Genomic DNA, 22,735 nt, shown 5'->3' with positions numbered 1-22,735 from the left:
CACCTGCGTAAACGCAGGTGATTCCGGTCAGCACCGCTACGCGGTGCTCCCTCGGGTTCCTGCTTCACGGGCCTCTGCCACCCGAAGGTGGTCTTACCGGGCCTCCACAGGCCTGACTTCCCGCCCGTCCGGCGGTAGGTCCGCCAACTACGTTGTCAGACAAGGCGACTTTAGCAGTGGTGCTGCGGCCTTACGGGCCGCTGAGGCGAGGATGCCCTACATCTCCACCCTGAAGGGTGGAGCACTGGGCAAGTGTGCGGTAGCGGCTCCTCCAGGGCGCCGGGCCGCGCTCCTCGGTGCGTCCGGGAGCGAGGCGGTCTCACACCGTCGCCGTCACATGGCAGCGAGCCGCCGGAGACCGGGCCGCCCACGCACCGGATGTCAGCCGCCGGGCGGCTCATTCTCGCCGGCCGACACCGGCCCGGCATTCCTGGGAACGCCCCAGCCGTGCGGCATCCCGTGAGTTCCCTTGAACAACTCACTCGCTCCGGTTGCCTCCTTGAAGAGAGGCTATGGGCATGGAGTTCCTCTGCTACCACCGCGACCGGCCCGGCTCCCTGCCGCTGCGCGACGAGCTGCTGGAAGATCACTGGTCCTACATGGACCGGTACGCGAAGGAGATGATCGCCCGGGGCCCGACCCTCGCCGCCGACGACACACCCACCGGAAGCGTGCACATCGTCGACCTGCCCGATCCCGCCGCTGCCCGCGCTTTCGCCTTCGACGAGCCGAACTACCAGGCCGGCGCCTACCGGGACGTGCTGCTGCGGCGGTGGCGCAACACGCTGGGGCGCACCATGTGGGACTTCCCCGGCGGCCGGACCGGCGGCAACCGGTATCTGGTGCTGGGCCTCGGCACAGGGCAGGCCGCCGACCTCGCGGTGCCGCCCGACCGGGACGAGCTGATCGTCTACGGGCCGCTGCTGTCCGACGACGGCACCACCTGGCTGGGCACAGCGGTGCTGCTCCGGGCGCCGGACCCGGAGACGGCACGCGCCATCCTGACCCCGGACCGGTACGCCGACGTCGAGGTGCACAACTGGCAGTTCGGCGGGCGGCCGTAATTCGGTGGTGACACCGGGGAGGCGGCTGGTCCGCCCGATGCTCGGCTGCCACGGCACGAGGAGTCAACGGGCCGGGCGGGCGCCCGCCTCTGCCGTGTGCCGGCGTGCGCGCGCCCACGGAGAGCTCCATCAGTCCGGCGATCGTGTACTCGCCGGTGGCGTGCATGCGGACCAGTTCGGTCTGCCGGCGCCGATGCCGAGTGCCGTGCGACGGAACTCAGTGGACGGGAACCGGTTCGGACGGCGGCTGCCACTCCCGCCTGATCAGCCCGTAGACCCACGAGTCGGAGACCTCGCCGTTGACGACGCAGTCTTCCCGCAACGTCCCTTCACGCACGAAGCCGAGCTTCTCCAGCACGCGGGCAGAAGCCACGTTGCGCGTATCGGTCTCAGCTTGGACGCGGTTCAGGTCCAGCGTGTCGAATGCCCACCGCAGCAGAGCGCGCGCGGCCTCGGTCGCGTAGCCGTGGCCCCAGGCTGCATCGTCGAAGCAGTAGCCAAGCGACGCGCTGCGGTAGTCCGGATTCCACCCGTTCAGGCTGCACCAGCCGATGAACGCCCCGTCGGAGACACGATCCACGGCCAGCCGCGCCCCGGTGCCCTCCTGTGCCATCTGCCGGCAAGCCGCGATGGACTTCTCGGCGCGCACGCGTTCGCCCCACGGTGGCGCGTCCCAGTAGCGTACGGTTCGCCCCGCAGGCGTAGGACCAGCCCCAGGCGTCGAGTCGCTCGCAGGCCGGCCGGCGGGCGAGACGTGCGCCTAGCGCTGTTCGGCGTACGCCGTCCGCCGTTGCCGGAGGACGAGCTGGAGCAGCAGATCGCTGCACGGCTGGCCCGGCAGGAGATCATCGACGGTTCCAAGGCCATGCCCGTCTTCAGCTTCGTTCTGGACGAGGCGGCGCTGTGTCGGCCCGTCGGGGGCAAAATGGTGATGCGTCGACAACTCGAACACTTGTTTGAGGCGGGTGGTCTGCGGAACGTCGATATCCAGGTGCTGCCACTGGACTGTGAGGACCATGCTGGTCTCGCGGGTTCGTTCCGACTACTGCGGCTCGAGGAAGGCACCACGGTGGGACTCAACGAGGTCCAGCTCATCAGCCAAGTGATCTCTGACCCCAGGGAGGTCCGGATCCTTGAGATGCGCTATGGGATCATCCGGGCCCAGGCTCTCACCCCCAACGAGTCACTGGCCTTCATCGAGAAAGCGCTGGGAGAGACATGTCCATAAAACCCTCGGCCGGGAGCGGCTCCGAGCTGCAGTGGTTCAAGAGCAGCTTCAGCACCAACGACGGCCCTTCATGCGTCGAGGTCGCCAACGCCCCGGGCACCGTCCACGTCCGGGACTCGAAGAACAGGCAAGGCCCCCGGCTCGCCTTCGGCCCCACGGAGTGGGCCGCCTTCGTCTCGTACGCCGCGGACCGCTGACCCGCGAACGACTGGAGGAGCACGTCGTGACCCGGCCGCCGACCGCCGCGCAGCGGCGGGTCATCGACGCCGCCGACCCCGTGACCGGGCGGCTCAAGGGGACGCCGGCCCAGCTCGCGGCGCTGGTGAAGCGAGGGCTGGCCTTCCGGCATCCGCGGCCGCCGCACGACCACTTCCTGACCCCCGCAGGGCAGCGTGTGCGGGAGACGCCCGCCGAGGAGGCGGTGGCGACCGCCCCGGCCGCGGCGGACTCCGGCGTGTTCGCCGCGCGGGTCGGCGGCGAGGAGGGCCAGGAGTCCGCGGACGTCTCGCCCGCACGCCTGCGGGAGGTGCGCGGCGCCTGGCAGGGGCTGCTGGAGCTGCGCCGGATGACCAACCCGGACGGCGCCACGGACCGCCCGTGCGGCTGGGAGCGCGCGCATCTGGTGCGGGCCGCGGCGCTGGCGCTGGAGGCGGCGGGGCACCGGCCCGCGACCGGCGACGGCGCGGGCTACCGGGTGCGCGCGACCCCGCAGCCGGAGGCGGTCGCCGTGCGGGAGCCCGACCTCGCGGCGCTGCGCGCCTGCGCGGCGACGCTGGAGGAGGCCGGCTGGCAGGTGAGCGAGCACACCGAGCCGCGGACGAGACAGCGCTACGTGCTGGCATCCCCGCGCCGAGTCTGAGGGGCGCATGCCAAGATCGGTGGGCAGGGCAACGAACGTGAGAAGGGGAAGCAGTGAGCGAGCCGTTTTCCGTCCGGGTCACCGTCCGCGGATACGAGACCGATGTGCAGGGCCACCTCAACCAGAGCGTGTACCTCAACTACGCCGAACACGCACGCTGGTCGCTCTTGAAGGCGGCGGGCATCAGCCAGGCGCGGCTCGTCGCCACAGGCGTGGGTCCCGTCGCCCTGGAGACGACCATCCGCTACAAACGGGAGCTCCTCGCCGGTGACGAGGTCGATGTGACGTGCGCCTTCGCCTGGGGCGGGGGCAAGACGTTCCGGATCGAGCAGACCGTCCGGAAGACGGACGGCACCGTGGCCGCCGAGCTCACCGGGGTGGGCGGGCTGATGGACCTCAAGGAACGCAGGCTGGTGGCGAATCCGCAGGACCACTTCAAGGAGCTGGCGACGGATCCGAGCCTGTTCGGGTTGTAGGAGCCGGGGCCCCGCCCCGGCGGGCGGCCGCGGCCTACGCGTCGAGCGGCTCCGGCCGGTGCTCGGCGTCGTAGGCCGCACGCGACTCGGCGATGTGGACGCGGTTGCGCTCGGCCCAGTCCGTCAGCCGCTGCAGGGTCTCGTGCAGGTCGCGGGCGACCGGAGTCAGCGCGTACTCGACCCTCGGCGGCACCGTCGGATGGACGGTGCGGGTGACGAGCCCGTCGCGCTCCAGGTTGCGCAGCGTCAGGGTGAGCATGCGGCGGCTGATGCCCTCGATGCCGCGCTCCAGTTCGGTGAAGCGGATCGGCCCATGGGCGGCGGCCACAAGGATCTGCACGCTCCACTTGCCCGCGACCCTGTCAAGAACTTCGCGCACCGGGCACGCGTGCGCGTTCACGACCTGCGCGGTAACACCGGTGTTCCTCTGGGACATCGAACTGCCTCCTTACGCCCGGTCCCCATGGTCACCGACGATGTCCCCCGTTACAAGTCGTGCACCTATGGTGCCCATGGAGAAGGCGGAGGCCCCGAGGCCATGTCGATCAGGACCACGTCATCGCCCCCGGCACCGGTGTCGCCGCATCGGACGTACTCCCGCTGGGCCTCCCTGGCCGTCCTGTGCGCGGGAACGCTGATGACGATCCTGGACGGCAACATCGTCACCGTGGCGATGCCCGCGATCCAGGGCGATCTGGGCTTCAGCGGTCCGGGGCTCGCCTGGGTCGTCAACGCGTACCTGATCCCGTTCGGCGGGCTGCTCCTGCTGGCCGGACGGCTCGGGGACCTGGTGGGCCGCAAGCGGATGTTCGCGGCGGGACTCGCCGTCTTCACCGCCGCCTCGGTGCTGTGCGGGGTCGCCACCGGGCGGGGCGTGCTGATCGCGGCGCGGGCCGTGCAGGGGGCCGGCGGGGCGATGGCGTCGGCTGTGGTGCTCGGCATGCTGATCACCCTCTTTCCCGAGCCGCGTGAACAGGCCCGCGCCATCGCGGTGTTCAGCGCGGTCGGGGCGGCGGGCGGGGCGCTCGGCACCTTTCTCGGCGGGGCGCTGACGCAGGCCCTGGGCTGGCACTGGATCTTCCTCATCAACCTGCCGATCGGGGTGGCGTCCTGGCTCGCCGCCGTCCGTGTCCTGGCGCCGGAGAACGGCGCCGGGCTCGGAAAGGGGGCCGACTGGCCTGGGGCTGTCCTGGTCACCGGCGCGCTGACGCTCACGGTGTACGCGATCGTCGGCTCCGGCGGCCGCGGACTTGCCGCCACCCTGCTCCTGGCCGCCCTCGCGCTCGCCCTCTTCGCGGCGTTCACGGTCCGGCAGGCGCGGGCCCCGCGACCGCTGCTGCGCCTGCGACTGCTGCGCTCCCGGCTGCTGACCGGCGCCAACGCCGTCCAGATCCTGCTGATCGGGACCATGTACGGCTTCCAGTTCATCGGCGCGCTCTACCTGCAACGCGTCCTCGGCTACGGCGAGTTGCTCACGGGTACGGCGTTCCTGCCCACGCCGGTCACGATCGGCGTGCTGATGCTGGGGCTGTCCGCACGCACCATCGGCCGGTTCGGCGCCCACCGGGTGCTGTCGGCCGGCCTGGTGCTGATCGTCGCCGGGATGGTGCTGCTCGCCCGGGCCCCGGTCGAGGGCTCCTACGTCACCGACGTGCTGCCGACGCTGCTGCTGGAGGCCGCCGGGTTCGCGGCCGCGATGCCCGCGCTGACCGGGCTCGCGATGTCCGGGGTGCGGGAGGAGGACGCGGGACTGGCGTCCGGGCTCTTCAACACCACGCAGGTGGTGGGCGGTTCGCTGGGTCTCGCGATGCTCTCGACGCTGGCGGCGGGCCGGACCGACGGGCTGCTCGCCCGGGGTGCGGAACTGGTCCCCGCCACGGCGGCGGGCTACCGGCTGGCCTTCGGGGTGGCGGCGGCACTCTCGGCGGCCGCCCTGGCGCTGACGGCGGCCGTGCTGCGGCCCGGCCCGCGGTGAGCGGGGGGCGGCGGCCGCTGCGCCGTCGCGCCGCCGCGGTGTCACTCCGACGCGCCCGATATCCGGGTGCGGGCCGCCGTACCGGGCTGCCATGCTGCACGTCCATGGCAGCACGAAAGATCAAGCCCAGCCTGTACGTCTCCATCGACGTCGAGGCGGACGGCCCGATCCCGGGGCCCTACTCCATGCTGAGCCTCGGCGCCGCCGTCGCGGGGGTGCAGGACGCCGACGGGTTCACCCCGGCCGACCCCGAGGAGCGCACGTTCTACCGCGAACTGCGCCCGATCAGCGAAGACTTCGTGCCGGAGGCGCTGGCGGTGAGCGGCCTCGACCGGGAGCGGCTGAAGACCGAGGGCGCCGAACCGGCAGTCGCCCTCGCCGAGTTCGCGGACTGGGTCCGGCAGGTCAGCGTGGGCGCGCAGCCGGTGATGTGCGGCTACCCGGCCTCGTACGACTGGACGTTCCTGTACTGGTACCTGATCCGCTTCACCGGCGCGAGCCCGTTCGGCCACTCCGGCTGCCTCGACATGAAGACGCTGTACGCGACGAAGGCGGCCCTGCCGCTGCGGGCGGTGGCCAAGGGCACCATGCCCCGCCACCTGCTGTCCCGCCGCCGCCACACCCACCATGCGCTGGACGACGCCGTGGAGCAGGCGGAGCTGCTCGCGAACCTCATGGCGTGGCCGGGCCCCGCGCCGGCCCGGGGCGCATAGCCGGGCATCGCGCGGGCGGCCGTCGCGTCGGCATCCGGGACCGCTCCGGGGCGCACCCCCGTCCCTGCGCGCCCCGGCGACGGCCGCCGTGGACCCCGCTCGGGTCCACGGCCGCCGGCCGGGAGCCGTCACTCCCGGCCGGAGCCGCGGACCTGTCAGCCTCCCGCGGCGATCCGGGCCAGGCGGCGGGCCTGCTCCCGGGTGGAGCGGGCGACGGCGTCCTCGTCGACGTGCAGCAGCCGGCCGTTCTCCACGATCTGCCGGCCGTGGACGAACGAGGCGGTCACCGGCGCCGCCGCGCCGAGGAGCAGGGCGGTCACCGGGTCGGCGATCGAGGAGTGGGCCAGCGTGTCGAGCCTCCACAGGACCAGGTCGGCGAGCTTGCCCGGTTCCAGGGAGCCCAGTTCGTGGGACCGGCCCAGGACTTGGGCGCCTCCGTAGGTGCCCAGGCGCAGCGCCTGACGGGCGTTGAGGGCCGATTCGCGATGGGGGCCCAGGCGGTTGATGAGGAGCGCGTTGCGCAGTTCGGTGTGCAGTTCGCCGGACTCGTTGGAGGCGGTGCCGTCGACACCGAGGCCGACGGGGACGCCGGCGGCGAGCATGTCCGGGACACGCGCGATGCCCGCCGCGAGACGGGCGTTGGACGACGGGCAGTGGGCGACGCCTGTCCCCGTCCGGGCGAAGGCGGCGATGTCGGAGTCGTTCATGTGGACGCAGTGCGCCATCCACACGTCCTCGCCCAGCCAGCCCGTCGACGCGAGGTAGTCGGTCGGGCCCATGCCGAACAGTTCGTGGCAGAACTTCTCCTCCTCCACCGTCTCCGAGCCGTGGGTGTGCAGGCGCACGCCCTTGCGACGGGCCAGTTCGGCACCCTGCGCGAGGAGTTCGGTGGAGACGGAGAACGGCGAGCAGGGGGCGACCGCCACCTGGGTCATGGCGCCGAAGGAGGCGTCGTGGTGCTCGTCGATGGTCGCCTCGGTCGCGGCGAGCGCGCCCTCAAGTGTCTCGACGGCGAAGTCCGGCGGCAGGCCGCCGTCCTTCTCACCGCGGTCCATGGAGCCGCGGGCCAGGGTGAGGCGGACGCCCGTCTCGCGGGCGGCGCGGACGATGGCGCCGGACAGGTCGCCGGCGCCCTTCGGGTAGATGTAGTGGTGGTCCATGGCGCAGGTCACCCCGCCGCGGGCCATCATGGCGAGCGAGCCCTGCGCGGCCGCGTGGACCATCGTCTCGTCGATGCGCGCCCAGGTCGGGTAGAGCGCGACGAGCCAGTCGAAGAGGTTGTGGTCCGTGGCCAGGCCCCGGGTGAGCCACTGGTAGAAGTGGTGGTGGGTGTTGACCAGGCCGGGGGTCACGAGGTGGCCGGACGCGTCGATGCGGCGTACGACGTTCTCCAGTCCTTCGGGGGCCTTGCCCGCGCCGACCGCCTCGATGCGGTCGCCCGCCACGACGACGTGCCCGGAGGCGTACTCGGTGTCGTCGGCGTCCACGGTCGCGATCGCGCCGTTCTCGATGACGATGCGCCGGGCTGCTGCCATGGTTCGTTCGTCCTTGTCCGTCGGAGGCCGGAGGTCAGAGGTTGGTGAGGTCCGCGGGGATCCTCGCCTCGCAGCCGTCTCTCAGGACCGTGGCCTCGATCAGGCCGTACGGCCGGTCGGCGGCGAAGTAGACCTCGTTGTCGTTCGTCAGCCCGAACGGCGCCAGGTCGACCAGGAAGTGGTGCTGGTTCGGGAGCGAGAAGCGGACCTCGTCGATCTCGGCGCGGTGGTCGATGATGCGCGCGCCCATCTGGTACAGCGTCTGCTGCAGCGACAGGGAGTAGGTCTCGGCGAAGGCCCGCAGCAGGTGCGTCCTGGTCTGCTCGTAGGACTCCTCCCAGTCGGGCGCCTTCTGTTCGCCGCCGGTCCAGTTGAACCGCCAGCGGCCGGAGACCCGGGTGGCCAGGATGCGGTCGCGGGCCTCCGGCAGGGTCGTGTACCCGTCCTTGACGTAGCCCCAGAACTCGGAGTCGGTCGTGTTCATCACGACGAGGTCCTTGAGGCCGGAGACGGCCTCCCACGACGAGCCGTCGTACGTGATCTGCGTCAGGCGGGTCTCCCGGCCGCTGCGGACGAAGGAGTGCCGGGGCTCGTCGGGGCCGGCCGGCGCGGCCGCGGCCGCGGCCTCCGATGCGGCGATCCGGTCCCAGGCGTACTCCTCGACGCGGATGCGGGCGCGGTGGATGGACTCCTGGGAGGTCACGAAGTGGCGGGCGAGGTGGATGGCGAACTGCTCGGCGGAGTCGATGCCGTACTCCTTGGCGAACGCGAACACCGTGTTCTTGGTGGTGTCGGTGGGCAGGACGGTGGCGTTCGAGCCGGAGTAGTGGACCTCGTCCATGTCGCCGGAGAGCGACACCGACACGTTCAGGTCCTTGATGTGGTGGGTGGCGCCGTCCCGCGTGACCCGGACGACCCGGTTCTCGGCCTTGCCGTACTGGTTCTGTCCCAGCATCACGGGGCGGGCCGGGTGGGAGTGGACTGCCATGGTGTCTGCTAGCTCCCTCGGTATACGGAGTAGCCGAACGGGCTGAGCAGCAGCGGCACGTGGTAGTGCTCACCCGGCTCGACGGCGAACGTGATCGCCACCTCCGGGAAGAAGGCTCCTACGGCACCGCTGTCCCGGTTCGCGGGGGCGTCCTGCTGCGCATCGGCTTGCTTCTTCTCGGCGTACGCCCCGACCGCGAAGTCGAGCCGCACATGGGTGGTTCCCTCCGGCGGGGCCGGGAGGCTCGCGCACCGCCCGTCCGCGTCGGTCACGGCGCCGCCGAGCGCCCGCCAGTCCGCGTCCCGCCCCGGGCGGGCGGAGATGCGGACGGCGATGCCCGGGGCGGGGCGGCCGGCGCTGGTGTCCAGGACGTGTGTGGACACGGAGGCGGTGGTCCGGGTGCCGCTCATGCGCCGTCCTCGTCGAGGAGCCGGGCGAGCCGGATGCGGTTGATCCCGCCCAGTTCGGTGCGGACGATCTCCCGCTCCTGCTCCGGCGGGTTGCCGATCCGTTCCCTGAGCGCGTCGCGCATCTGCCCACCGGTCCTGCCGGTGGCGCAGATCAGGAAGACATGGCCGAACTTCTGCTGGTAGGCCAGGTTGAGTTCGAGCATCTCCGCCTTGAGCTCTTCGGAGGCGCCCGCCATGCCCCGCTGCTCCCGGGCCGAGGCGGGGTCCCCGGGCGTGGGGCGGCCGATCGGCGGGTGCCCGGCCATCGCCTCCCGGAGGTCCGCCGCGGTCAGCTCGGCCAGGGCGGCGTCGCTCGCGGCGTAGAGGTCGTCGGCGGTGGGGTAGGGGCGCGCGGCGGCCAGTCGGCCGGCCCACGCCGTGGAGGCGCATGCCTCGCGGAGGACGGCCAGGGCCGCGTGCTGCTCCAGGGCGTTGAACCGGGCGAGACCCGGCGGCGCGGAAGTCGAGGTCACGAGGGCCTCCGTGGCCTTGGTCCGGAACGGGCTGCGACCAGCTAACGCCCTGCGCGTGACGACGTCAACACTTTGTTGAAAATTCTGCTCGGCGGCCCGCGGTCAGACCTGCTTCTCACGGTTGAGGTAGTTGTAGACGGTGAAGCGGCTGACGCCGAGGGCGCTCGCCACGGTCTCCACCCCGTGCCGCACGGAGAAGGCGCCGCGCGCCTCCAGCATCCGTACGACCTCCTGCTTGGCCTTGCGGTCCAGCTCCGCCAGCGGCTTGCCGCGCTTGCGCTCCATGGCGGCCAGGATGTGATCGAGAGAGTCGGCGAACTGGGGCAGCCGTACGGCGACGACGTCGGCGCCCTGCCAGGCGAGCACCACGTCGTCGGGGCCGGCCTGGTCCGGGGGCAGCATCTCGCCGCCCATGGCGTCGACCAGCGGTTTCACGGCCGTGATGAAAAGTTCGTCCCCGGTTGCGGTCATCTGCCGCCCTCCCCCACCACGTTGACCTGCAGCGAGATCCGGGTGGCACCGGCCTGAAGGGTCTTGCGCAGCAGCGCGTCGACCGCGGTCAGCACCGTGTCGGCGCCGCCCACGGCGGTGTTGCCGAACGGACCGACGTCGACGGCGTCGAGGTCCGCCGCCTCGATGACCTCACGGGCGACCAGCGCGTGCGCGGGCGCCTCGTCGAGATCGAAGGGCTCGGTCGTGAATTCCACTCTCAGTCGCACTGTGCCCCCATGGCATCGGCTTCGGCCTGCGCGGTGTCTCAGCCCTCCGGCCGAGAGGACACATCCAGGGCTCGCTCCGAGACGACCTTAACGGACTCGCCGTCCGCGCCCCAGCGGCCGGCGGGGAGACGATCCCGCGGCCGGCGGGGAGAACGACCAGCGCCCCGGCCGCGTGTTCCCACGCTCGTGCCGGGGCGCTGTCGACTCGCCGTCTACCCCAGCAGGGTCTCGCCGATCCAGCCGCCGGGGGAGCAGCCGGGCGGGACGGCGAAGACGGCGGAGCCGATCGGGGTGGTCCACGTGTTGAGGAGGTCGGAGTCGGCGAGCCTGCGCTGGATGGGCAGGAACTGTTCGCCGATGTCGCGCTGGTAGGCCACGAAGAGCAGTCCGGTGTCCGGGCGTCCGCCCGAGTCCGGCGCGTCGTCGTAGTTGTACGGGCGGCGGAAGATCTTCAGCCGGTCCTCGTTCACACGGGCCCGCCGCACGTGCGAGAACTCCGAGATGACCGGGAAGCCGAGCGCGTCCCTCGCCTCGAAGTCGGGAACGTCCTTCTCGTGCGTGCCGGTGAGCGGGGCCCCGGTGCGCAGACGCCGGCCGATGGTGAACTCCTTGGCCTTGGTGTCGGCGGCGTCCCAGGTCTCCAGCTCGATGCGGACCCGCCGCACCACGCAGGTCGTGCCACCGTTGCGCAGCCAGTCGGGGCCGGAGTCGGTCCACACCGCCTTGGCGAAGGCGTCCTGGCCGGGTACCGGGTTGGCGGTGCCGTCGAGCTGGCCCATGAGGTTGCGCTGCGTCAGACCGTCGTCCTGGATGCCGCGCCCGCGACGGAACCCGCGCTGCGTCCACCGCAGCCGGGCGAACGAGCGTGCGTCCTTGACGATCATCCGCTGCGCGTGCGCGACGGTGACCGGGTCGTCGGCGCAGATCTGCACCAGCAGGTCGCCCCCGCTCCAGCGGTCCTGGAGCCGGTCGATGGAGAAACGGGGCAGGGGCGTGAGCGACGCGGGCCGCTGGTCCTCCAGACCGGCGGCCTTGAAGAGACCCGGGCCAAACCCGAAGGTGACGGTCAGCCGGGCCGGCAGCTCCGCGAGGTCCGCCTCGGTGTCGGCGAGAGCCGGCTCGCCCTGGGTGAGGCGCGCGGCGTCGTCGGTGAGCAGCCGCATCATCCGGCCGAGCGCCGCGCGGTCCGTTCCGGGAGCCAGGTCGAAGCCGAGGAACACGCCGTGGGCCTGCGCCGGGGTGGCGATCCCCGCCTGGTTCCGGCCGTGGAAGGGGACCTTCTGCACACCGTAGGCGACGTTCTGCGGCCGCGCCGCACCGGTGCCGGAGGCAGTGCCGGAACCATCGCCGGCCGCGGCGACGATTCCGGCCCCGGCCAGGGCCCCACCGAGGGTGAGCGCCCCGCCGGACAGCAGCCGGCGGCGGCCGAGCGCCGCGCCGCCCCCGGCCGTGTCGGTGGACGCGGCGGGGGGTGTGGGGCTCTTGTCCATGGCGGGCATCAGCTCTTCTTCATGCCGGGCATGTAGTTCTCCTTGCCCCCCGCGAACGCCTTCGCGACGGCGGTGAACTTCACGGTCCGGCCGTCCTTGAACGTCAGGGTCACGGTGACCTCGTCACCGGGCTTCACGGCCTTGGCCAGGCCCATCAGCATCACGTGGTCGGAGCCCGGCTGGAGTACGTGGCTGCCCTTGGCCGGGATGACGAAGCCGCCCTTCTTCGGGCGCATCATCGGCTTGCCGTTCACGTCGGCGACTTCGTGCAGCTCCAGCATCTTGGAGGCGGTGGAGACGCCGGACACAACCGTGATCTCGGCGTCGGTGTTGTTGACCAGGGTGCCGAACACGCCCGTCATCTTGCCGTCGGCGGCCTTCACCCACGGGTCCTTCACGGTCACCGGCGCCACGGCAGGGGTGGCCTTGGCCCCGGCGGGCGTCGCGGTGGCGTCGGCCTTCCCGGAGGAGGACGACCCGCCCGAGCCGCAGCCGGCCAGGGCGGCGATCCCTATGGCGACCGCCGCGGTGGCGGCGAGGACACCGCGGCGGGTGGAACGTCTCGGTGTGGTCTTGGTGGTGGTGCTCATGACTTGATGTCCTCCGGCTCGGTTGCGGCGTCACCCCCGCACTTGCACAAGGGGTCGGGCCGCACGGGCGGAAAGTTCCCACGGGAAGGCGGTGGATCCGCGGGAACTTTCCGGGGGCCGGGCCCGACATACTGGTATGTGAAGCGCAGATTCTCCTCCCGCCCGCTCCGTCCGGCCCGGCTGCCGGTGATACCGGCCCTGCTGCTGGCCGTCCTGTCGGTCCTCCTGCCGGCGTCACCGGCGTCGGCGCACGCCCAGCTGCTCGGCTCCAGCCCGGCCGCGGACTCCGTGGTGGCCAAGGCACCGACGACCGTCACGCTGCGCTTCGACGGCCCGGTGAACCAGCAGTACACGACGGTCGCGGTCACCGGACCGGACGGGTCGTACTACAGCGAGGGCACACCGAGCGTGCTGAACGCCGACGTACGGCAAAGGGTCCGGGCCCTGCCGACCGGCACGATCCAGGTGACCTGGCGGACCGTGGCGGCGGACGGGGCCCCGCTCCAGGGCCGGTTCACCTTCACCAGCACGGACAAGGCGGCGGCCGCCGCCGCCCGGCCCTCGCCCCCGCCGACGACGGCGCCGTCCGCACCCGCGGCGCGGACGTCGTCCCCGCCCGCGCGACCGGTGGCGTCCGGCGGCTCCGGCGGCTTGGCCGACTGGGTCTGGTGGGCGGCGGGGGGCGCGCTCGTCGCGCTCGTGGTGGGGCTCCTGGCCGTCGACGCCCGCTCCCGCCGTTCGGCACGCCGGCGCGACCGCTGACGTCGCGTCCACAGGGCCCCGCGCCGATCGCCCGATCGGCGCGGGGCCCTTTTGGTGTGCGCTGCGGGGTCCCTTTTCGCGTGCGCTCTTGACAGTCGTCCGCACCTCCCGGCAGGCTTCCGTTAGACAGAAACTATATTTCGAGATGCGGAATTCCAAGCGTGGGATCAAAGCATCGGAACGGTGGACGTCGAGAGGGAGAGGAGCGGACCCGGATGGGATTCGCGGACCAGCGCTTCACCGTCAACCTGTCGATCCTCTTCACGGAGCTCCCGCTCCTGGAGCGCCCCGCGGCGGCCGCCGCCGCGGGCTTCACCGCGGTCGAGCTGTGGTGGCCCTGGGTCGACTCCCCGAGCCCCGAGCAGTCCGAGCTGGACGCCCTGAGGCAGGCGATCGAGGACGCGGGGGTTCGGCTCACGGGCCTGAACTTCTACGCCGGACGGCTACCGGGCCCGGACCGCGGCGCCCTGTCGGTCCCGGGCGAGGAGTCGGCGCGGTTCCGCGCGAACATCGACGTGGCGGCGGGCTTCGCGGAAGCACTCGGATGCGGGGCCCTCAACGCCCTGTACGGCAACCGCGTCGAGGGCGTCGACCCCGCCGAGCAGGACGCGCTGGCCCTGGAGAACCTGGTGCTCGCGGCGCGGGCGGCCGACCGGATCGGCGCGATCCTGCTGATCGAGGAGCTGAACGAGCCGGAGTCGCCGCGGTACCCCCTGGTGTCGGCCCCGGCCGCGATCGACGTCGTCGACCGGGTCGACCGGGCCACGGGGCTCGGCAACGCGCGCTTCCTGATGGACCTCTACCACCTGTCCATGAACGGCGAGGACCTGCCGCGGGCCATCGAGCGGTACGCCGGCAGGACCGGTCATGTCCAGATCGCCGACAACCCGGGCCGCGGCGCCCCCGGTACGGGCTCGCTGCCCCTGGAGGACCTCCTCGACCGTCTCCGGAAGGCCGGTTACGAGGGCTGGGTCGGCCTGGAGTACAAGCCGGGCGACGGTCCCGGCGCGCAGGCGTTCGACTGGCTGCCGGCCGAGGCCCGGGCGGCCCGCTGAGCGTCGAACGCCGACCACCAGACGTAGCACCGCAGTGAGAGAGGCACCCTCATGACCGTCCCTGCAGCTGCTTCCCGCCCGGACCGACCGGACCGCCCGGACCGCCCGGCGATCGCCTGGATCGGCCTCGGCATCATGGGCTCCCCCATGTCGGAGAACCTGATCAAGGCGGGGTACCACGTCACCGGCCACACCCTGGAGCGGGAGAAGCTGGACCGGCTGGCCGCCGCCGGCGGCACCCCCGCGGGCTCGATCGCCGAGGCCGTACGGGACGCCGACGTGATCATCACCATGGTGCCCGCCTCCCCGCAGGTCGAGGCGGTCGCCTACGGCCCGGACGGCATCCTGGAGAACGCCAGGTCCGGCGCCCTGCTCATCGACATGTCCTCCATCACCCCGCAGACCTCCGTCGACCTGGCGGACAACGCCCGGGAGAAGGGGATCCGGGTGCTGGACGCCCCGGTGTCCGGCGGTGAGGCCGGGGCCGTCGAGGCCGTGCTGTCCATCATGGTCGGCGGCGAGCAGGCCGACTTCGACGCGGCGAGGCCCCTCTTCGAGGCACTCGGCAGGACCATCGTGCGATGCGGACCGCACGGCTCGGGCCAGACCGTGAAGGCGGCCAACCAGCTGATCGTCGCCGTGAACATCCAGGCGTGCGCCGAGGCCGTGGTGTTCCTCGAGAAGTCGGGCGTGGACCTGGAGGCCGCCCTCGACGTGCTGGGCGGCGGCCTTGCGGGCTCCACCGTCCTGGCCCGCAAGAGGGACAACTTCCTCCGCCGTGACTTCGCTCCGGGCTTCCGCATCGACCTCCACCACAAGGACATGGGCATCGTGACCGACGCGGCCCGCGAGGTCGGCGCGGCCCTGCCGGTCGGCGCCGTGGTCGCCCAACTGGTCGCCGCACTGCGCGCGCAGGGCGACGGCGGCCTGGACCACTCGGCGCTGCTGCGGGGCGTGGAGCGCCTGTCCGGCGCGCGGGTCTGACCCCGCCCGGGCCCCAGAACTCCGGGCGGCGCCGTCGCCGACACCTGTCCTGTCGCGCCCAGGCGGCGGCCCCGCCCGGAACCCGCGGACACCGGACACCGGACACCGGACACGGACCGTCCCGCGTCCGGCGCTCTCGGTGTTCCCGGGTGCGAATCCGGCCCCCCGGCAGCAGCCTGAAGAGATGGAGCAGCCAACGGAACATGCGCACATCGTGGTGCACGCCCCGGCGCTGGACGGATCGCGGCGGGTCACCGAGGGTGAGGTGACCCTCGGGATCGCCAGCCACCTGGACGACGTCGTCGAGATCCTGCGCCTGGTCGATCTCGACCGGATCGAGGTGGAGGAGAGCGACCTGATCGAATGGCAGGGCGGCGGTCCCGACGACTGGCCGGGGCTGTCGGAGCACGAGGCCGGGCACGAGAGCGGGTGAGCCGGCTACACCGACGGGCGTACGCCGTCTACGCAACCCTCAAATGAACCTCTGAACACCTGTCGGGGGGCTTCAACTCACCCCCGTCGCGGGCACATCCTCGGCACACGGGGCCCGCCGGCACGGGGGCGGCGGGCCCCCGTCTCGTTCGGGGGCCCTCATGGACGACACGGCGACGGACCGGCTGGAGCCGCACAGGATCGCGTTTTTGCGGGGTGGTCCCCGCGCCGCCGTCACGGTCGCCGTGCTCGCACTGCATCTGCGGGGAGCCGTCGAGGCCGGCCGGGCGGGCACGATGCGGACGACGCGGGCACTCAGCGGGGCGGGACGGGCCCTGCCCGCCCTGCCGAAGGCGGTGCACTCGGCGCTCTACCGTCCCGCGGGCATGCGGCAGTTGGTGGACCGGCGGGGCGTACGCGGCGCCCTGGCCGGGCTGCGCGGGGACCTGGTGGCCGCCGGGCTGCTGCGCGGCTTCCCGCCGGGCCGCACCACGGCCGGCCGGCGCTCGCTGAGGTCGCTGCGCGACCGGCACCCGCTCCCCGCGTCCGGGAGGGGCCTGCCGGAGGACGAACTCCTGCTCGCCGTCGCCCTGTACGGCGACCGGGCCCTGATCTCGCTCGTGCCGCGCTTCACACGGGAGGCTGGACTCGTCGGGCGGGGCGGGACCACGGAGCGGAACCTGCGGCAGTCCTGGGGCGGAGGCGGCGAGGGCGGGGCCGGGGCCGGCGTCAACTGCGCCGGCGTGTGATCCGGGGCCGCGGACCCCTCCGGCCCGCGGCCCCGGACGTGCGGTACCGGGTCAGCAGGGCAGGGGGATGCCGTTGCCGATGCTGTCGGGCAGGGGGTCGGTCTCGCTGTAGATGTCGGTGTCCTTCATGTAACCCCACTGGCCGTTGTCGGCCTCCGTGTACTCCCACCGGTACGGGTGCGGGCCGCCGACGTACGCGCCGTGGTCGGTGCGGCACTCGAACCAGCTCGGGTTCGAGTACATGATGCCGACCGGGTGGCTGGTGTCGGGGGTGGCGTAGACCCTCGCCCCCACGACGTTGTTGCAGTACATGTGCATGCCGTCGCTGCTCCACCAGCACGGGTTGGCCGCCTCCGCGGTGCCGGTGAAGAAGGTGCCGAGCGCGGCCAGCGACATGCCGGCCGTGACGAGAGCCGAGAACCTGCGGGCAGATGTCCTCACGTGTGGATCCCCCTGTGTCGGTGTGCCGCCGCGGTGAACGGCCGCCGGTGTCGTGGTGGTCGCGACCAGCCTGCCCCGGGCGCCCCGCGTCCGCAGCATGGTTCGGCCCCGGCCGAAAGACCGCCGCGTTGCGGGCGAAAACCTTGACAACACGGGTGGGACGCACGGGCCCCGACGCCGTGCCGGGCCTGGTGCCGTGCCGGGTCCGGCGCCGGCCAGGAGCGGAGGTCGGCGCCCCCGCCGCCTCACCCCGCCTGGCCCTCATGTGCCGGCCGGCCGGCTTCGCGCAGGGCCAGTGCCGCGAGGGCCTCCGGAGCGCCGGTCTGGCCCCGGACTCCGGGGAAGGCGTTGATGTCCACGATCAGCGGGGCGCCGTCGCCCGTGTCGATCACGTCCACGCCGTAGACGTCCAGCGCGAAGACCTCGCCGACCCGGCGCACCAGGGCGGGCCAGCCGGGCGGCAGGCCGTCGGGGGCGAGCGGCAGGGTGGGGCCCCGTCCCCCGGGAGAGAGTTCGGAACGGCGCAGGGCTGCGAACAACCGGTCCCCGATCGCCCACAGTTTGTGGTCCCAGCCGCTGTTCGGCGCGAACTCCTGGACCACGACCGGCTCCTGCGGCCAGGCGGCGGCCAGTTCCCGCAGGCGGGCGCCGTCGTCGAGGCGGGCCACCAGGTCGTGCCGCCGGCTGTGGCGGCTCTTGACCACCACGGGGCCGGACAGCCGCGGGCCGGACGCCAGTCGAGCGGGTGTGGTGACCGTGCGGGTGGCCGCGAACGGGAGGCCGGCCCGGCGGGCGTGTTCGGCCATCGCCACGCGGTCCTGGCACAGCGCGGTGGCGGCCGCGGAGTTCACCACGCGGGCGCCGCGCCGCTCCAGGGCGTGGGCGAGGGCCAGGGCGCGTGGCGTACGGGACTTCAGCAGGTAGACGTCGGCGAGCGGCCCGGCGGCTTCCGCCGCCGTTCCCGGGTCCAGTGTCTCCACGTGATGCCGGGGGGTGAGCAGGGCGGCGGTGGCGGCCAGCAGCGGATGACCGGGATCCGGCGTGATCAGGGCGATCCTCATACGTTCTCGCCCATCGCCACGGGGAGCTGCGCGGGATGCGCGCGGAGCGTCAACGGCGTCCCCGCGGCAGCGGGGTGCTGCTGCGGGCGGGCGGAGGCCGCGTCGGCCGCGGCGGCCGCGTCCGCCACCTCGGCCGCGGCAACCACGTCCGCCACCTCGGCCGCGGCGGACGGCCGGCCGGTACGGGCCAGCCCGAGCACGGCTCGTGCCACTCGCGCCGCCGCGTCGGGGACCTGCCGGAAGCTGGGGAAGTCGTTCACGTCGACCACCACGGGGCCGTCGGGACCCAGCACCACGTCGACCCCGTACAGATCGAGGCCGTAGACCGCTCCGACCTGGGCGGCCATCGCGGCCACCTCGGCCGACAGCGGGATGCGGCGCTCCCGCACCGCGCGGTGCGGGTGGAGCGGGGAGCGGCGCTCGGTCGCGTACAGTTCGCCGCCCACGCAGTACACCTTCACGTCGACACCCGAGTTGGCCACATACGGCTGGGCGATGAGCATGCCCTCTCCGGCCAGTTCGGGGACCATCGCGGCGAGCCGGTCCGGCGACGACACCAGGTGCACGGCCCGTCCGGAGCTGCCGTCGGCGGGCTTGACCACCAGCGGGTACTCCGACGCCGGTATCTCGGCGAGGAGTTCGGGCCGCGCCGCCGCGTAGGTCGGCGGCAGGGGAAGCCCGCGGCTGCGGCCGATGGCGGCGGCCAGCGCCTTGTCCCGTACGCCCCGTATGGACCGGGCGTCGTTGACCGTGGTCATCCCGGCCGAGGCCGCGGCTTCGAGCAAGGTCAGCCCCGGGCCTCCGGAGACCGTCTTGAGCACCCATGCGTCATGGGTGCTCGCCTGTACCGCCTCCGTCATGCGCAGCAGCGAACCGCCGGGCCGCAGCACGTCCACCTGGTGTCCCCAGGAGGTCAGTTGGCGGATCACCTCGACCGGCATGCCGTCGTGGCGGTACTGCTCCTCCACCAGAAAGCAGAGCTTCATCCATCTTCCCCGTAACCTCCGGACTCCCGCCCTTGCCGTCCGGCATCCTGTGACGTCCTGTGACGCCACAGGATGTCATGGGCCGTCCCGCGGCCACGGAGGTCCCGGTCATCGGGGTCGGTCCCCGGCTCCGCGGGACCGGCTGGCATCCTGCCGTTCGGAGGAGGTCCCATGGACGACAAGGCACGGGCGGCGGTTCCGTGGGCGGCCGCGGCCGCCGCCGTGATCGCCGTCGCGATCGCCGTCGTCTACCGGCAAAGCCCCTTCGAGTGGAGGGAGCCCGCCCCGCCGGGCCCCGCACGGGCCGTGGCCCTGGACGGAGGCGGGGTCACCGACGGCGGTGAGTGCGGGGTCAAGGGCTTCCACCACTTTCCGCTGCCCGCGGACGCCTCCTCCCCCGCGCCCAGCGACGAACCGCCGCAGCCCGCCGGCCCGCAGCTCGTTCTCGGCTCCTACGGATACGAGCAGCGGGCGAACGCCCCCGGCCGCCTCACCATCCAGCTGCTCTTCGCGCCCGGCGGGAAACAGCCGCTGAAACTGTCCCGGACCCTGGGCACGGACGGAGTCGCCGTGGAGATCGAGGGACCGAACGGCCTGATCGGCGGCGCGCACGGGCTGCCCGTCACCTGGACCAGTCCCACGCGCGCCGGCCGCGACGGCGCGATGCACATCGACGCGAGCGGCGGCGGTGCCGCCGAGGTCACCCTGCCGGTGCGGGCCCTGTGCCCCGGCTACCGTGGGGCGCATGTCATGGACGGCCTTCTGGCCCCGATCGACTCCTCGAACACCATCACGGGCCAGCCGGCCTACACCCTGACCGTGTCGGTCAGCGACCCCGGCGTGGGAGAACTGCGGGAGGCCGTCCTGTCGCCGATCGGCGGCGACCTGCTGAGCGCCAACAACCTCATACCGCTGGACGCGGCGGACGGCAGCCGCCCCTGAGCGAACTGGTGGCACGTGTGCAGAAGTTGATGTGGGAAGCTGACGCCGGCCGTGCACGTGCAGGTGAGCCGTGGCGGGCGTCGAGAGGAGCACAGTGTGAGACAGGGCGGCTTCCGCGCCGAGGAGATCGACACCAGCAGACCGCATCCCGCGCGGATCTACGACTACCTGCTGGGCGGCAAGGACAACTACGAGGTGGACCAGCAGGCCGGCGACGAACTCGCCGCCGCGGCGCCCGAGGTGCGGATGGGCCTGCGGGCCAACCGCGATTTCCTGCGGCGTGCCGTCCGCTACGTCGTCGGCGGCGGCGTCCGCCAGATCCTCGACATCGGCACCGGGCTGCCCACCTCGCCGAACGTGCACGAGATCGCCCACGAGGTGGCGCCGGACGTGCGTGTCGCGTACATCGACAACGACCCGATCGTGAAGGTGCACGCCGACGCGCTGCTCAGCCGCTCCGGCTCGACCAGCATCGTCCTCGCCGACCTGCGCGACCCGCGGGCCATCGTGGAGCACCCCGATGTCCGCCAGGTCATCGACTTCGACGAGCCGGTCGCCCTGCTCCTCGTCGCCGTCGTCCACTTCCTCACCGACGCGGAGGACCCCGAGCGGATCGTCGCCACCCTGCGCGACGCGCTGCCGGCCGGCAGCTTCCTGGTGCTGTCGCACGCCACGGACGACTTCGCCGACCGCAGCGATGCCCAGGCCGTCTACAACAAGGCCACCGCCACCCTGAACCTGCGGTCCCGCGCCGAGATCGAGCGGTTCTTCACCGGCTTCGAGCTGGTCGAGCCCGGCCTCGCCCAGGTCCCGTTCTGGCGCCCGGACAGCCCGCCGCCTGCGGGTTCCGAGGAGATCGGCTTCTACGGGGGCGTGGCGCGCAGGAACGGCTGACGCGGCCGGCACGGCAGTGTAGCCGAGGAGGCGGACCCGACTCCTATATGGCGAAGGTCACAGCGCGTTCGTTTTCTCAACACGCGTGCAGCCGAAAGCCGTTGGGACCGCCCTCCACGTGCCCGCAACCATGGGACCACCGCAGCCCGGCCCCTCCGCCGCCGCTCGGCGAGCGTTCCGGACCCAGCTTGTTCGACCCGTGTGCGTCTGGCTACAGTCGGCACGCATGACCGCAGACCCCTCACTCATCCGGAGTAGCTTCGCTGCCGTCCAGCCCCACGGGCCGCAGCTGACCGCGTACTTCTATGACCACCTCTTCGCCCACCACCCCAGCGTGCGCCCGCTGTTCGCGGCTCACCTCGATGAGCAGCGCGACCGCCTGTGGGCCGCACTGGGTGCGCTGGTCGCCAACCTGGAGAACACCGACACGCTTGTAGGCATGCTGCAGAACCTGGGGCGCCGCCACGCCGGCTACGGCGCGCTGGCGGAGCACTACCCGGCCGTGGGAGAGAGCCTGATCGCCGCCTTGCGCCACTACGCGGGCGATGCCTGGACGCCGGCCGTCGAGGAGTCCTGGACGGCGGTCTACGGCGTGATCAGCAACACCATGGTCGCGGCGGGCGAGGCCGCCCCGCGCTGACTCGGCCCCCAGAGGCTGCTTCTGACGAGCCGTCGACCGGCTCCCCATCAGTTTTGGAGGTCACCCCTGATATCGGCCACCGGAGGGCGGACATGAGCGATTCCCAGGCACTGAGAGACTCCTTCGCCCTGGTGGGCAAGTCCGGGGACGAGGTACCGCGGTACTTCTACTCCTATCTGTTCCTCATCGCGCCGGAGGTCCGGCCGATGTTCCCGGTCGCCATGGGGGCGCAGCGCGATCGTCTCGTCGCCGCCCTGGGCCGGATCGTCGCGGACGCGGACAACCCGGACCAGCTCGTTCCGTACCTGCAGCAACTGGGCCGCGACCACCGGAAGTTCCAGGTGGTGGCGCAGCACTACCAGGCGGTGGGGCAGGCGCTGCTGGCCACGCTGGCCTACTTCCTGGGCGAGGCGTGGACCCCGGAGCTGCAGCACGGCTGGACCGAGGCGTACACCCTGGTGGCCCGCACCATGGTGGAAGCCGCGGAGGCCGACGGCAGGATGAATCCGCCGTGGTGGAACGCCGAGGTGGTGCACCACGAGCAGCGCGGCTTCGACCTGGCGGTCATCACGCTGCGTCCGGACCATCCGCTGACGTACCTGGCCGGCCAGTCGGTCATGGTGGAAACCCCGACGCTGCCGAGCACCTGGCGGTCGTTCACCCCGGCCAACGCGACGCGCGCAGACGGGACCGTGGAGTTGCATGTGCGCGCCGTCGACGGCGGTCTGGTCAGCCCGGCCCTGGTCTACGGACTGCGACGAGGTGATGTGCTGCGGCTGGGAGCGCCGGTCGGCGACCGGCTCACGCTCCGGGCGTCCGGCGGCCGGGACCTGGTGCTGATCGCCGGGGGTACCGGCCTGGCCCCGCTGCGCGCCCTGGTCGAGGAGATCGCCCGGCACGGTCCCCAGCGGCGGGTGGACCTCTTCTTCGGAGCACGCGACGCGCGGGGCCTGTACGACATGCCGGTGCTACGGCAGTTGACGGAGGCTCACCCGTGGTGCCGGCTCACGCCGCTGGTCGGCGCGGACGCCGGCACCTTCGAGAACCGCAGCCTGGCCGGCCCTGTCCTGCGCGCCGCGGCCTGGCACGGGCGCTCCTTCTACGTCTGCGGCTCGCCGGCCATGGTCTCCGCGACGGTACGCGATCTGGCGGGCGCGGGTGTCCCCCACGACTTGCTGCACTACGAAGACGCTCGGTGATCGGAGATACGTGAACAGGACAGGAGTACAC

27 protein-coding genes and 2 pseudogenes are annotated in these 22,735 nt (G+C 72.5%); 16 read left to right on the top strand and 13 right to left on the bottom strand.

All coding sequences use genetic code 11. The features are described 5' to 3' along the window. Positions 1-518: 518 nt before the first annotated feature. Positions 519-1,064: a YciI family protein gene (locus ACZ79I_RS32385; RefSeq protein ID WP_471502121.1), complete on the top strand. Its 546-nt coding sequence runs from the start codon at positions 519-521 to the stop codon at positions 1,062-1,064. Positions 1,065-1,281: 217 nt separating this feature from the next. Here the strand turns inward: ACZ79I_RS32385 and ACZ79I_RS32380 are convergent. Then, a pseudogene (locus ACZ79I_RS32380) lies at positions 1,282-1,749 on the bottom strand (GNAT family N-acetyltransferase); the annotation flags it as partial. 69 nt (positions 1,750-1,818) lie between these two features. Here ACZ79I_RS32380 and ACZ79I_RS32375 point away from each other — a divergent pair. The 4 genes from ACZ79I_RS32375 to ACZ79I_RS32360 are packed head-to-tail and all read left to right on the top strand — an operon-like array spanning position 1,819 to position 3,627. Next, complete coding sequence (locus tag ACZ79I_RS32375; protein ID WP_471502119.1) at positions 1,819-2,292, top strand: DUF5753 domain-containing protein; 474 nt, start codon at positions 1,819-1,821, stop codon at positions 2,290-2,292. After that, entirely contained in the window at positions 2,283-2,489 is a 207-nt protein-coding gene (locus ACZ79I_RS32370) for a DUF397 domain-containing protein (RefSeq protein WP_471502117.1), read from the top strand. Before ACZ79I_RS32375 ends, ACZ79I_RS32370 begins: the two co-directional genes overlap by 10 nt. 26 nt (positions 2,490-2,515) lie before the next feature. After that, positions 2,516-3,151 (top strand): hypothetical protein, encoded by a 636-nt coding sequence (locus ACZ79I_RS32365; RefSeq protein ID WP_471502115.1) that lies wholly within the window; start codon positions 2,516-2,518, stop codon positions 3,149-3,151. 53 nt (positions 3,152-3,204) lie between these two features. Beyond that, a complete protein-coding gene (locus ACZ79I_RS32360; RefSeq protein ID WP_471502113.1) occupies positions 3,205-3,627 on the top strand; it encodes an acyl-CoA thioesterase in 423 nt (140 codons plus the stop codon). A 34-nt stretch (positions 3,628-3,661) separates the two neighbouring features. On the opposite strand, the gene ACZ79I_RS32355 is transcribed toward ACZ79I_RS32360, so the two are convergent. Continuing rightward, the gene (locus tag ACZ79I_RS32355) at positions 3,662-4,063 is read right to left on the bottom strand and encodes a winged helix-turn-helix transcriptional regulator (protein WP_471502111.1); all 402 of its coding nucleotides are present in this window, start codon (positions 4,061-4,063) and stop codon (positions 3,662-3,664) included. Positions 4,064-4,165: 102 nt separating this feature from the next. Here ACZ79I_RS32355 and ACZ79I_RS32350 point away from each other — a divergent pair, with 102 nt between their 5' ends. Then, positions 4,166-5,602, top strand: a complete 1,437-nt coding sequence (locus ACZ79I_RS32350) for an MFS transporter (protein WP_471502109.1) — start codon at positions 4,166-4,168, stop codon at positions 5,600-5,602. Between the two features lie 104 nt (positions 5,603-5,706). Beyond that, positions 5,707-6,315 (top strand): 3'-5' exonuclease, encoded by a 609-nt coding sequence (locus ACZ79I_RS32345; protein WP_471502107.1) that lies wholly within the window; start codon positions 5,707-5,709, stop codon positions 6,313-6,315. 155 nt (positions 6,316-6,470) lie between these two features. Here the strand turns inward: ACZ79I_RS32345 and ACZ79I_RS32340 are convergent, their stop codons facing one another. The 8 genes from ACZ79I_RS32340 to ACZ79I_RS32305 all read right to left on the bottom strand — a co-directional run bounded on the left by ACZ79I_RS32340 (position 6,471) and on the right by ACZ79I_RS32305 (position 12,559). Beyond that, on the bottom strand, positions 6,471-7,850 hold the full coding sequence (locus ACZ79I_RS32340) for an 8-oxoguanine deaminase (protein WP_471502105.1): 1,380 nt from the start codon (positions 7,848-7,850) through the stop codon (positions 6,471-6,473). Positions 7,851-7,884: 34 nt separating this feature from the next. After that, positions 7,885-8,838, bottom strand: a complete 954-nt coding sequence (gene pucL, locus ACZ79I_RS32335; protein WP_471502103.1) for a factor-independent urate hydroxylase — start codon at positions 8,836-8,838, stop codon at positions 7,885-7,887. An 8-nt stretch (positions 8,839-8,846) separates the two neighbouring features. Next, a complete protein-coding gene (gene uraH, locus ACZ79I_RS32330; protein WP_471502101.1) occupies positions 8,847-9,248 on the bottom strand; it encodes a hydroxyisourate hydrolase in 402 nt (133 codons plus the stop codon). Then, positions 9,245-9,760, bottom strand: coding sequence for a 2-oxo-4-hydroxy-4-carboxy-5-ureidoimidazoline decarboxylase (uraD, locus tag ACZ79I_RS32325; RefSeq protein ID WP_471502099.1), 516 nt, complete (start codon positions 9,758-9,760; stop codon positions 9,245-9,247). The genes uraH and uraD overlap by 4 nt, the downstream gene beginning before the upstream one ends. A 102-nt stretch (positions 9,761-9,862) precedes the next feature. Then, complete coding sequence (locus tag ACZ79I_RS32320) at positions 9,863-10,231, bottom strand: helix-turn-helix domain-containing protein (RefSeq protein WP_471502097.1); 369 nt, start codon at positions 10,229-10,231, stop codon at positions 9,863-9,865. Further along, a complete protein-coding gene (locus tag ACZ79I_RS32315; protein WP_471502095.1) occupies positions 10,228-10,479 on the bottom strand; it encodes a YkoF family thiamine-binding protein in 252 nt (83 codons plus the stop codon). The genes ACZ79I_RS32320 and ACZ79I_RS32315 overlap by 4 nt, the downstream gene beginning before the upstream one ends. A 212-nt stretch (positions 10,480-10,691) precedes the next feature. Then, positions 10,692-11,978 (bottom strand): Dyp-type peroxidase, encoded by a 1,287-nt coding sequence (locus ACZ79I_RS32310; protein ID WP_471502093.1) that lies wholly within the window; start codon positions 11,976-11,978, stop codon positions 10,692-10,694. Then, a complete protein-coding gene (locus ACZ79I_RS32305; protein ID WP_471502091.1) occupies positions 11,978-12,559 on the bottom strand; it encodes a copper chaperone PCu(A)C in 582 nt (193 codons plus the stop codon). The genes ACZ79I_RS32310 and ACZ79I_RS32305 overlap by 1 nt, the downstream gene beginning before the upstream one ends. A gap of 138 nt (positions 12,560-12,697) precedes the next feature. Between ACZ79I_RS32305 and ACZ79I_RS32300 the strand changes: the two genes are divergently transcribed. From ACZ79I_RS32300 to ACZ79I_RS32280, 5 genes and pseudogenes are all read left to right on the top strand, one after another. Then, on the top strand, positions 12,698-13,321 hold the full coding sequence (locus ACZ79I_RS32300; RefSeq protein ID WP_471502089.1) for a copper resistance CopC family protein: 624 nt from the start codon (positions 12,698-12,700) through the stop codon (positions 13,319-13,321). A 215-nt stretch (positions 13,322-13,536) separates the two neighbouring features. Further along, positions 13,537-14,376 carry a TIM barrel protein gene (locus ACZ79I_RS32295; protein WP_471502087.1) on the top strand — a complete coding sequence of 280 codons (840 nt, stop codon included), beginning with the start codon at positions 13,537-13,539 and terminating at the stop codon, positions 14,374-14,376. 51 nt (positions 14,377-14,427) lie between these two features. After that, on the top strand, positions 14,428-15,360 hold the full coding sequence (locus ACZ79I_RS32290; RefSeq protein ID WP_471502085.1) for a 2-hydroxy-3-oxopropionate reductase: 933 nt from the start codon (positions 14,428-14,430) through the stop codon (positions 15,358-15,360). Between the two features lie 184 nt (positions 15,361-15,544). Then, positions 15,545-15,793, top strand: coding sequence for a hypothetical protein (locus ACZ79I_RS32285; RefSeq protein WP_381082749.1), 249 nt, complete (start codon positions 15,545-15,547; stop codon positions 15,791-15,793). Positions 15,794-15,950: 157 nt separating this feature from the next. Beyond that, positions 15,951-16,541, top strand: a pseudogene (locus ACZ79I_RS32280) (TIGR04222 domain-containing membrane protein); the annotation flags it as partial. A gap of 51 nt (positions 16,542-16,592) precedes the next feature. On the opposite strand, the gene ACZ79I_RS32275 reads toward ACZ79I_RS32280, so the two are convergent. The 3 genes from ACZ79I_RS32275 to ACZ79I_RS32265 form a co-directional block, all read right to left on the bottom strand. Then, a complete protein-coding gene (locus ACZ79I_RS32275; RefSeq protein WP_471502083.1) occupies positions 16,593-16,982 on the bottom strand; it encodes a hypothetical protein in 390 nt (129 codons plus the stop codon). A 245-nt stretch (positions 16,983-17,227) separates the two neighbouring features. Continuing rightward, positions 17,228-18,043, bottom strand: coding sequence for an ATP-grasp domain-containing protein (locus ACZ79I_RS32270; protein WP_471502081.1), 816 nt, complete (start codon positions 18,041-18,043; stop codon positions 17,228-17,230). Then, positions 18,040-19,029 carry an ATP-grasp domain-containing protein gene (locus ACZ79I_RS32265; protein WP_471502079.1) on the bottom strand — a complete coding sequence of 330 codons (990 nt, stop codon included), beginning with the start codon at positions 19,027-19,029 and terminating at the stop codon, positions 18,040-18,042. Before ACZ79I_RS32265 ends, ACZ79I_RS32270 begins: the two co-directional genes overlap by 4 nt. A gap of 171 nt (positions 19,030-19,200) precedes the next feature. Between ACZ79I_RS32265 and ACZ79I_RS32260 the strand changes: the two genes are divergently transcribed. The 4 genes from ACZ79I_RS32260 (at position 19,201) to ACZ79I_RS32245 (ending at position 22,704) form a co-directional block, all read left to right on the top strand. After that, positions 19,201-19,971 carry a hypothetical protein gene (locus ACZ79I_RS32260; protein WP_471502077.1) on the top strand — a complete coding sequence of 257 codons (771 nt, stop codon included), beginning with the start codon at positions 19,201-19,203 and terminating at the stop codon, positions 19,969-19,971. A 96-nt stretch (positions 19,972-20,067) separates the two neighbouring features. Next, positions 20,068-20,865, top strand: a complete 798-nt coding sequence (locus tag ACZ79I_RS32255) for an SAM-dependent methyltransferase (protein WP_471502075.1) — start codon at positions 20,068-20,070, stop codon at positions 20,863-20,865. A 226-nt stretch (positions 20,866-21,091) separates the two neighbouring features. Next, positions 21,092-21,505, top strand: coding sequence for a globin family protein (locus ACZ79I_RS32250; protein ID WP_471502073.1), 414 nt, complete (start codon positions 21,092-21,094; stop codon positions 21,503-21,505). Between the two features lie 92 nt (positions 21,506-21,597). Beyond that, positions 21,598-22,704, top strand: a complete 1,107-nt coding sequence (locus ACZ79I_RS32245) for a globin domain-containing protein (RefSeq protein ID WP_471502071.1) — start codon at positions 21,598-21,600, stop codon at positions 22,702-22,704. Positions 22,705-22,735: the final 31 nt, after the last annotated feature.

The organism is Streptomyces sp. PSU-S4-23 (genome assembly GCF_055632315.1).
Note: the sequence above shows the minus strand (reverse complement) of the source record. Positions and strands in the feature narration are given on the sequence as shown.

What these genes read in the sequence shown, in the direction of transcription:
- ACZ79I_RS32295 (WP_471502087.1), top strand. Translation starts at nt 13,537, where the DNA reads ATGGGATTCGCGGACCAGCGCTTCACCGTCAACCTGTCGATCCTCTTC.
- ACZ79I_RS32350 (WP_471502109.1), top strand. Translation starts at nt 4,166, where the DNA reads ATGTCGATCAGGACCACGTCATCGCCCCCGGCACCGGTGTCGCCGCAT.
- ACZ79I_RS32345 (WP_471502107.1), top strand. Translation starts at nt 5,707, where the DNA reads ATGGCAGCACGAAAGATCAAGCCCAGCCTGTACGTCTCCATCGACGTC.
- ACZ79I_RS32370 (WP_471502117.1), top strand. Translation starts at nt 2,283, where the DNA reads ATGTCCATAAAACCCTCGGCCGGGAGCGGCTCCGAGCTGCAGTGGTTC.
- ACZ79I_RS32355 (WP_471502111.1), bottom strand. Translation starts at nt 4,063, where the DNA reads ATGTCCCAGAGGAACACCGGTGTTACCGCGCAGGTCGTGAACGCGCAC.
- ACZ79I_RS32250 (WP_471502073.1), top strand. Translation starts at nt 21,092, where the DNA reads ATGACCGCAGACCCCTCACTCATCCGGAGTAGCTTCGCTGCCGTCCAG.
- ACZ79I_RS32305 (WP_471502091.1), bottom strand. Translation starts at nt 12,559, where the DNA reads ATGAGCACCACCACCAAGACCACACCGAGACGTTCCACCCGCCGCGGT.
- ACZ79I_RS32310 (WP_471502093.1), bottom strand. Translation starts at nt 11,978, where the DNA reads ATGCCCGCCATGGACAAGAGCCCCACACCCCCCGCCGCGTCCACCGAC.
- ACZ79I_RS32320 (WP_471502097.1), bottom strand. Translation starts at nt 10,231, where the DNA reads ATGACCGCAACCGGGGACGAACTTTTCATCACGGCCGTGAAACCGCTG.
- ACZ79I_RS32265 (WP_471502079.1), bottom strand. Translation starts at nt 19,029, where the DNA reads ATGAAGCTCTGCTTTCTGGTGGAGGAGCAGTACCGCCACGACGGCATG.
- uraH (WP_471502101.1), bottom strand. Translation starts at nt 9,248, where the DNA reads ATGAGCGGCACCCGGACCACCGCCTCCGTGTCCACACACGTCCTGGAC.
- ACZ79I_RS32290 (WP_471502085.1), top strand. Translation starts at nt 14,428, where the DNA reads ATGACCGTCCCTGCAGCTGCTTCCCGCCCGGACCGACCGGACCGCCCG.
- ACZ79I_RS32245 (WP_471502071.1), top strand. Translation starts at nt 21,598, where the DNA reads ATGAGCGATTCCCAGGCACTGAGAGACTCCTTCGCCCTGGTGGGCAAG.
- ACZ79I_RS32285 (WP_381082749.1), top strand. Translation starts at nt 15,545, where the DNA reads ATGGAGCAGCCAACGGAACATGCGCACATCGTGGTGCACGCCCCGGCG.
- ACZ79I_RS32260 (WP_471502077.1), top strand. Translation starts at nt 19,201, where the DNA reads ATGGACGACAAGGCACGGGCGGCGGTTCCGTGGGCGGCCGCGGCCGCC.
- ACZ79I_RS32340 (WP_471502105.1), bottom strand. Translation starts at nt 7,850, where the DNA reads ATGGCAGCAGCCCGGCGCATCGTCATCGAGAACGGCGCGATCGCGACC.
- pucL (WP_471502103.1), bottom strand. Translation starts at nt 8,838, where the DNA reads ATGGCAGTCCACTCCCACCCGGCCCGCCCCGTGATGCTGGGACAGAAC.
- ACZ79I_RS32270 (WP_471502081.1), bottom strand. Translation starts at nt 18,043, where the DNA reads ATGAGGATCGCCCTGATCACGCCGGATCCCGGTCATCCGCTGCTGGCC.
- ACZ79I_RS32385 (WP_471502121.1), top strand. Translation starts at nt 519, where the DNA reads ATGGAGTTCCTCTGCTACCACCGCGACCGGCCCGGCTCCCTGCCGCTG.